General features: G+C 74.0%; 3 protein-coding genes. 2 read left to right on the top strand and 1 reads right to left on the bottom strand.

The genetic code is table 11. The annotated features are described in order from the left end of the window. On the bottom strand, positions 1-689 hold a 689-nt coding region (locus tag ACFXB5_RS43225), incomplete at its 3' end, for a HEAT repeat domain-containing protein (protein ID WP_385219132.1). Positions 690-1,082: 393 nt separating this feature from the next. On the opposite strand from ACFXB5_RS43225, the gene ACFXB5_RS43230 reads away from it, so the two are divergent. After that, positions 1,083-2,921, top strand: a complete 1,839-nt coding sequence (locus ACFXB5_RS43230; RefSeq protein WP_385219134.1) for a 3-hydroxyacyl-CoA dehydrogenase family protein — start codon at positions 1,083-1,085, stop codon at positions 2,919-2,921. Positions 2,922-3,036: 115 nt separating this feature from the next. Continuing rightward, positions 3,037-3,861, top strand: a complete 825-nt coding sequence (locus ACFXB5_RS43235; RefSeq protein WP_385219136.1) for a TetR family transcriptional regulator — start codon at positions 3,037-3,039, stop codon at positions 3,859-3,861. Positions 3,862-4,696: the final 835 nt, after the last annotated feature.

Consider the following 4,696-nt stretch of genomic DNA (forward strand, 5'->3'; position numbering starts at 1 on the left):
GCCCCCCACCCCCCCCCCCCCCCCCCACCCCCACCCCCCCCCCCGCCCCCGCCCCCCCCCCCCCGCCCCCCCCCCCCCGCGGCCCCCCCCCCCTCGCGGGTGTCCGGCCCCGCCCCGCCGGCGGCCGCCGCGCTGAGGCGTATGTGCTGGGCGGCGGCGGTCAGGGCCGGGATGGCGCGCTCGTCGCCGATCGCGCCCAGACCCTCCACGCAGGCGCGGGCGATCGCCCAGTGCCGGTCGCGGGCCGCCAACTGCCGTTCCAGGGCGGCCACCAGGGCCGGTACGGACTCGGGGGCCCGCAGCTCCACCAGCAGCCGGATGGGGTGCAGGGAGTACGCGGTGCGCAGCGGGTTCGTGGCCAGGGCGGCGGCGGCCCGCGCGGTGCGCGGATCGCCGAGCCGGGCCAGCACCCGGGCGGCGGTCGCACAGCGGGCCGGCTCGCGGTAGTTGAGCAGGAGGACAAGGGTTTCGAAGGCCCGGCGGTCTCCGGCGCTGCCGAGCACGAAGGCGGCCGTCTCCCGGGCCCACAGCGGCTGCTCCGGCGCGACGAGGATGCGGGCCAGCTGTTCACGCGCGGCGGGGGTGCCCTGGCGCACGAGCGCGAGCAGCGAGGCATGGGCCGCGGTTTCCTGGGGGGTTGGGAGCGAGGCCCGTACCCGCTCCGTCAGCGTCCGGAATTCATCGTCCATACGAGGTCTCCCCTCCCCGGTGGGCCGCGTTCCGGCACGGCCTCACTTTGAGCTCTGGCATCTTGGTTACCCGCGAGTTAATATGGCGACACGAGCAGCACCCCTGCTCCGGCGGCCTGGTGACGCAGCCGCCTTGTGTGACGTCGGTTCGGCATTCCAGAACAGCAGTTGAGGCATGGCCCCGGGACAGGGTCGGCCGCGTGTCTCCCACGGGCAGTTTCCTCCGTGCGGCGCTGTCCGTAAGGGAGCGTGCAAGCCCTTCCATCGGGGATTTGTGTCAGCCGAGTCAGCCCCCCGCGCGTGCGTGGCGTGAACGGCAGCAGTGGCATGACACGAGCTCCCCTCAGTCGTCACTTCATCCCCGCGTCCGGGGAACACCCTCTGGAGTCCGCGATGGACCGTCTCCCACACACCGGCGTCAGCACTACGTCCCCCTCTGATCTCTCCCCCTCCCGGGCCCCGCTCACTACTGTCGCCGTCGTCGGGCTCGGCACAATGGGCACCGGCATCGCCGAAACCCTGGCCCGGGCGGGCCGCGAGGTGATCGGTATCGACATCGACGAAAGCGCCTGCCGCCGAGCCGTCACCGCGCTCGAGGTCGCCACCGCCCGCGCCGTGCACCGCGAGCGGATCAGCGAGCGGGAGCGGGCCGCGATCCTCGACCGCTTCCGCGTCTCCACCGATCTCCGCGCCGCCGCCGGCGCGGAGCTGGTCATCGAGGTGGTGCCGGAGGACTACGACACCAAGCACGAGGTCTTCGCCGGGCTGGACACCGTGGTCAGCCCCGCCGCGATCCTCGCGACCGGCACCAACGCACTGTCGGTGACCCGGCTGGCCGCCGAATCCGCCCATCCGGAGCGGGTCCTGGGCCTGCACTTCTTCAATCCGGCGCCCGCCATGAAGCTCGTCGAGATCGTCTCCAGCGTGCTGACCGCCCCCGCGGCCATCGAGGCGGTCACCGCGCTCGCCCACGACCTGGGCAAGGAGCCGGTGGCGCTCGGCGACCGGCCCGGGTTCGTCGCCGACGGGCTGCTGTTCGGCTATCTCAACCAGGCCGCCGCGATGTACGAGGCCAAGTACGCGGCGCGGGAGGACATCGACGCCGCGATGAAGCTCGGCTGCGGGCTGCCGATGGGCCCGCTGGCCCTGCTCGACCTGATCGGCGTCGACACCGCCCGTACCGTCCTGGAGGCCATGTACGCCGCCTCCGGCGACCGGCTGCACGCGCCCGCGCCCATCCTGGGGCAGCTCGCCCAGGCCGGTCTCACCGGCCGTAAGGCGGGCCGCGGCTTCTACACGTACGAGGCGCCGGGCAGCGGCAGCATCGTCCCCGACGCCGCGACGGCCGAGGTCGGGCACTCCACGGAAGGGGCGCGCCCCGTGCGCGCCGTCGGCGTCGCCGGCTCGGGCACGATGGCCTCCGGGATCGCCGAGGTCTTCGCCAAGGCGGGCCTGGAGGTGGTGCTGGCCGGCCGGACCCTGGAGAAGGCCGCGGCGGCGAAGGCGCGCATAGGGAAATCCCTGAAAAGGTCGGTGTCCAAGGGGCGGATGACCGAGCAGGCCCGGGAGCAGGCGCTGGCACGGATCACCCCGGCCGACGCGCTCGACGCGTTCGCCGACGTGGACCTGGCCGTGGAGGCGGTGGCCGAGGACCTGGTGGTCAAGCAGGAGCTGTTCCGGGTGCTGGACAAGGTCTGCAAACCGGGCGCGGTGCTGGCCACGACCACCTCCTCGCTGCCGGTCGTCGCCTGCGCCCGGGTGACCTCGCGCCCGCAGGACGTGGTGGGCCTGCACTTCTTCAACCCGGCGCCCGCGATGAAGCTGGTCGAGGTGGTGCACACCGTGCTGACCGCGGACGATGTGCGCGCGACCGCGCACGCGGTGTGCGCGGCGGTGCGCAAACACCCGGTGGACTGCGGCGACCGGGCGGGCTTCATCGTGAACGCCCTGCTGTTCCCGTACCTCAACAACGCCGTGAAGATGGTCCAGGAGCACTACGCCACCCCGGACGCCATCGACGCCGCGATGAAGCTGGGCGGCGGCTATCCGATGGGCCCCTTCGAACTGCTCGACGTCGTGGGGCTCGATGTGTCGCTGGCCATCGAGCAGGTGCTGCACCGGGAGTTCCGCGAGCCGGGCCTGGCGCCGGCGCCGCTGCTGGAGCATCTGGTGGCCGCCGGGTGCCTAGGCCGTAAGACCGGGCGCGGCTTCCGCGAGTATGCCAAAGCCTGAGTACGCCTCCGGGTGGGGCGGACCGTCTGACTCCGGTACCCGGTGGGGCGGGCTGCTGGAGCCGTCCATCGGTCTGCCCCCGCACCGGCACTCACAAGCGTGTTACGTTCCCCACATGTCCCAGCCCGTGAAGGCCACGCGTACGGAGCGTACGAAACGAACCCCCTCATCCGGTGGCGGTGAGAGCGCGGGAAGCCGCCGCGCCGCGGCTCAGCGTCTGTCCATGCGCCGCAAACTCGCGGCCGCGGCGATGGAGTTGTTCGCGACGCAGGGGTACGAGGCGACGACCGTCGACGAGATCGCGGCCACGGCGGGGGTGGCCCGGCGCACCTTCTTCCGGCACTTCCGCTCCAAGGAAGAGGCGATCTTCCCGGACCACGACGACACGCTGGTGCGGGCGGCGGCGGTGCTGGACGCGGCGCCTCCGCACGAGAACCCCCTGGACACCGTGTGCCGCGGGATCAAGGAAGTCATGCGGATGTACGCGGCCTCACCGGGCGTCTCCGTGGAGCGCTACCGGCTGACCCGCGAGGTACCGGCGCTGCGGGAGCGGGAGATCGCCTCGGTGGCCCGCTACGAGCGGCTGTTCACCCGCTATCTGCTGGGCCACTTCGACGAAGGCGCCCACCACGACGGCGACGACGATCCGCTGCTGGCCGAGGTCGCCGCGTCGGCCGTGGTCACGGCCCACAACCATGTGCTGCGGCGCTGGCTGCGGGCGGGCGGCCAGGGCGATCTGGAATCCCAGCTGGACCACGCCTTCGCGATCGTCCGCGAGACCTTCGGGAGCGGCATCGGGGGACGCCCCGCCGTGGCCGGCGGGCGCCCCGCGGCCGCGGTCTCGGCGTCGGAGAAGGACGAGGTGGTGGTGATGGTGGCGCGGACGGACGCGCCGCTGACGGAGGTCATGCGGACGATCAAGGAAGCGCTGCAGCGGTAACGCTGGCGCTTGGGGTCGCCGGGTTCGCTGGTTCTGGGCTCGCCCCCCCGGGGCCGGTGACCCTCATCTTGGGCTGTCGCCCACCCATGCGGATAGTTCGACACCGCCGGACTGCGCCGTCGGACGTCCCGCCATCGCGGCGGGGAGGAAGGGCGGCACCCGCCCCCGCGAGCAGGCCCCCGCGCCCCGTCGATCCGAGCTCGGCCCCTGGCACGCGGTCACCCGCCCATACAGGCGGTTCGGCACCGCCGGACTGCGCCGTCGGACGTCCCGTCACCGCGGCGGAGAGGAGGGCGGCACCCGCCCTCCCACAAGCAGGCTCCCGGCCGGTCCGGGCTCGTCTCCGGGTCCCGGGCCCACCCATGCGGTTGGTTCGGCACCGCCGGACTGCGACGTCGGACGTCCCGCCACCGCGGCGGAGAGGAGGGCGGCACCCGCCCTCCCACACCCACAGGCAGGCCCCGCCCGGTGACCCGCCGAGCAGGCGGTCCGGCACCGCCGGACTACGACCTCGGGCGTCCCGCCGTCGCGGCGGGGACGAGGGGCGGCACCCGCCCCCGCTAGGCAGGCCGGTCGATCAGAGCTCGCCTCCTGCGGCCCGGTCGCCCGCCCATGCGGGCGGTTCGGCACCGCCGGACCCCACCGTCCGGCATCCCGCCGTCGCGGCGGGGAGGAAGGGCGGCACCCGCCCTCACAGGCCGACCCCAGACCCGCCGTCGCGGCGGAGTCGAAGGGCGGCGCCCGCTCCTGCCTGTGGGAGGGGCGGCGCCCGCCCGTCCCGCCTCGCCGTCGTGGTGGGGGGTGAGGGGCGGGGCCTGCCCCCCACAGGCAGGTC

This window comes from Streptomyces sp. NPDC059455 (assembly GCF_042750115.1).
Taxonomy (GTDB): domain Bacteria; phylum Actinomycetota; class Actinomycetes; order Streptomycetales; family Streptomycetaceae; genus Streptomyces; species Streptomyces endocoffeicus.

Coding starts and splice junctions, on each gene's coding strand:
- ACFXB5_RS43230 (WP_385219134.1), top strand. CDS start 1,083: ATGGACCGTCTCCCACACACCGGCGTCAGCACTACGTCCCCCTCTGAT.
- ACFXB5_RS43235 (WP_385219136.1), top strand. CDS start 3,037: ATGTCCCAGCCCGTGAAGGCCACGCGTACGGAGCGTACGAAACGAACC.